The 3,339-nt window shown below is 39.6% G+C and carries 3 protein-coding genes; all 3 read left to right on the forward strand.

Going from position 1 to position 3,339, the window contains the following annotated elements:
- The first annotated feature begins 292 nt into the window (after positions 1-292).
- Positions 293-832: a PAS domain-containing protein gene (locus BQ7314_RS01655; RefSeq protein WP_174481969.1), complete on the forward strand. Its 540-nt coding sequence runs from the start codon at positions 293-295 to the stop codon at positions 830-832.
- A 1-nt stretch (position 833) separates the two neighbouring features.
- Positions 834-2,312, forward strand: a complete 1,479-nt coding sequence (locus BQ7314_RS01660) for a methyl-accepting chemotaxis protein (protein ID WP_174481970.1) — start codon at positions 834-836, stop codon at positions 2,310-2,312.
- A gap of 134 nt (positions 2,313-2,446) precedes the next feature.
- Positions 2,447-3,094 carry a hypothetical protein gene (locus BQ7314_RS01665; RefSeq protein WP_174481971.1) on the forward strand — a complete coding sequence of 216 codons (648 nt, stop codon included), beginning with the start codon at positions 2,447-2,449 and terminating at the stop codon, positions 3,092-3,094.
- The last annotated feature ends 245 nt before the right edge of the window (positions 3,095-3,339 follow it).

The raw sequence follows: 3,339 nt of genomic DNA on the forward strand, positions 1-3,339 counted from the left end.
ATATCCAACAAATTTAAACGGTCAAGCTTTTATTTCTTTAGGCTAAAAAGCCAAAACCAAAACAAGTCAATAAATCCTCTTGAAGACAGCTTGTGATCGCCGACTTTTCGTCAATCCGACTCGCCCTTCAGCACCGGAGCGTTGAAGAGCCAGTTATTATACCGCTTTATCATAACCGGTCAAGGATTTATTTTATTTATTCATTTTTAAAGTAATTCTCTATACTGCCGATATTCTATCTACAGCTATTTAGTGCAATAATGCTTATTAATGTAATGACTGTGAGTACGCCATGAAATTATCTATCACGCCAACAAATCACGAGAGAAAGCTAGGTGCCAACGACTTCATTGTTTCTAAGACCGACACTTCTGGACGAATCACTTATTCTAATCGAATTTTTATGAAGATTTGCGGATTCTCTGAGTCTGACCTATTGGGTGTACAACATAATATTATTCGTCACCCTGATATGCCTAGGGGGGTATTTCGATTTATGTGGGACACTCTTAAGTCCGGTGAGGAATTTTTTGGCTTTGCCAAAAACCTATGTTCTGACGGTAGCTTCTATTGGGTATTTGTAAATATTACTCCCGATTACGACAAAGAAGGAAAACTAAAAGGTTACTACTCCGTACGTCGTAATCCACCCGAATCTGCAATTAAGATTCTTACCCCTATATATAAAGAGATGCTTGCTATAGAGCGGCAGTCTTCTACAAAAGAAGCCCCTTCTAAATCTTTAGCTTATTTAGTTGATACCGTTAATTCTACTGGCGCAGCAAATTACAACAACTTTGTTTTAAACCTTTACAAACCTAATGGACTTTAATATGTCTGCACATAATAAATCCAGCGCGAATATCCCCTTTCTTAAGGCTAAAATTAGCTACGCAATTAGCGCTATCATTTTTCTTAGCGCATTCGTTTTTAGTGTGAATTTTTATCTTTATGGTCTCTCTTGGCTAACCCTACTGTCATGTATTGCACTCATTATAATTGCCTTTTTTATTCTTCGTTCTGTTAACGCAACATTAAAAGTACTGAATACTATTCAAGAAATTTTACTAAAAACCAACCAAGGCGAACTTTATCACCGCATCACTAACACCAGAGGTCTTGGAGAAATAGGCAAAGTTGCTTGGGAACTCAACGAGATGCTAGACATCATGGAGTCTTACTTTAAAGAAGTAAACGCCTCATTTTCTCATGCATCCAAAGGTAATCATGATCGCTACGTGCTTGCTGATGGATTTCCTGGCTTACTCAAGCAGTCTGCCACGAACATCAATAACGCTTTACATTTAATGGCTGAAAATGAGCTATTAATGACTAAGAACAAACTTTCGGCGAATTTACATACCCTTAATACCTCTAATTTACTGGATAACTTAAAAGTTAACCAACAAGACCTTATTAATATTACAGAGCAAATGCAAAAAGTTGAAAACATTGCCACTGACACAGGCCGTAATGCAGATGCTAGCCTCTCTACTGTTGACGACATTAGCCATTCGTTAACAGATATTAACGAGACTATCCACGAAGTATCCGATGTCATTAATGCTTTAATTGAAGATAGCCGCAAGGTAACGGACTCTTTATCTATGATTACCGGCATTGCTGATCAAACCAATTTACTCGCTTTGAATGCTTCCATTGAAGCTGCTAGAGCAGGTGAGCATGGACGAGGTTTTGCTGTCGTTGCCGAAGAGGTTAAAAATCTTTCTGAACATACTAAAAATGCCGCATTAGAGGTTACTAAAACACTAGACTCATTTAATAAGCGAGTGAGTCAGATGAATACTAAAGCCAATTCTTCTACTGAATTATCGCAAAATATTATGGAGCAAGTCGTGTCCTTTAAAGGGCAGTTTGCCAGTCTTTCAAGTTCAGCCAAAGAATCTATAGCTTATATTTCTTATTCTAAAGATAAATCATTTGGCTTACTGACCAAGCTTGATCATATTATTTACAAACAAAATGGTTATCTCGCTATTGAAGAAGAGAGTAACTGCCCACAAGCTGATGCAATTAACGTAGATAACCATCACTGTCGTTTAGGAAAATGGTACTACGAAGGCCTGGGACGTGATAAATTTCGCTATACCAATGCTTATGCAAAATTATCAGTACCTCATCAAGAAGTACATACATTTACCCAACAGGCTTATGCATTCTCTCGCCAAAACTGGCAGGACAATCCAGAAATATTAAACAATATTGTTAGCGGAATGGAAAAATCTGAGTCTGCAAGTGCTAATGTTATGCAACTTATTGATCAAATGATTGAAGAAAAACACAAACAATAATCTACATATAGGTACCGCTAGTTAATCGCTATTAACTAGCGGCTTATTTTTCCCTTATTATAGAAAAAGCCCTTACAGCCGCCCTTAACTGGTATAGAATCCATTAACACAATGATTTTTATGCAGGGCTTCCCATGACGCGACTAATCTGGCTATTTGTTCTCTTTACCCTCTCACCCATATACGCAAATACTGACATCCCCAAACCTTTAGAACCTTGGGTTAACTGGGTGCTGGAAAACTCTCCCCAACACCAATGTCCTTTTTCTTACAATAATCATCGGCAAAAATACTGTGCTTGGCCTAGCCAATTAAACTTAACGCTAAATAAGCAACAAGGCCATTTTAGCAGTTATTGGCAAGTTTATAGTGACAGCTATATAAGCCTCCCTGGCGATGACAATTACTGGCCACAAAACGTAAGCGTTAATAACAATCGGGCTATTGTTACCAAGCATAAGAATAGTCCAGCAATAAAGCTCTCCGCAGGACAGTATCATATTCAAGGTGAGTTTTTCTGGCCTAAGATACCCGACAGTTTAAGTATTCCAAAGCAAACAGGACTTATCGCGGTTACGGTACTAGGAAAAAATATTCTTTCGCCAACGATAAAAAACAACCAACTCTGGCTCAGAACTAGTGACACTGGCAATATTAAACCTACCAGCACACCAAACCAAATAGACTTACAAGTCTTTAGAAAAATTGTTGATGATATTCCTTTACAGGTAGTCACCCATCTTGCGCTGCCAGCCATGGAGAGCGAATGCGAGGGCTGGTAGTCCGCGATAGCCGTAGGGCCGTTGTTTTGTCGGAGTCTGAGCGGTAGCGAAGGTGGAGACAAAATAAAAGGCCATCCGACACGGCGTCAAGTCATTTGGAGCCTATGTTCCGACCCCTTGTTGGGTCGGGACGAGGTGACGAGGACGAATCGGGGCGCCGAAGGCATTAGCAGTCGCGTTAAGTTTTTGCTGCTTGCTTGGGCAGGGATGCCCAAAACAAGCTTTCGCAAAAATAGCGACTCCCC

The organism is methanotrophic endosymbiont of Bathymodiolus puteoserpentis (Logatchev) (genome assembly GCF_900128525.1).
In the GTDB taxonomy this organism is placed as follows: Bacteria; Pseudomonadota; Gammaproteobacteria; order Methylococcales; family Methylomonadaceae; genus Methyloprofundus.

Bases quoted from the DNA above. Each gene is read 5' to 3' on its own strand.
- BQ7314_RS01655 (WP_174481969.1), top strand. From the start codon at position 293: ATGAAATTATCTATCACGCCAACAAATCACGAGAGAAAGCTAGGTGCC.
- BQ7314_RS01660 (WP_174481970.1), top strand. From the start codon at position 834: ATGTCTGCACATAATAAATCCAGCGCGAATATCCCCTTTCTTAAGGCT.
- BQ7314_RS01665 (WP_174481971.1), top strand. From the start codon at position 2,447: ATGACGCGACTAATCTGGCTATTTGTTCTCTTTACCCTCTCACCCATA.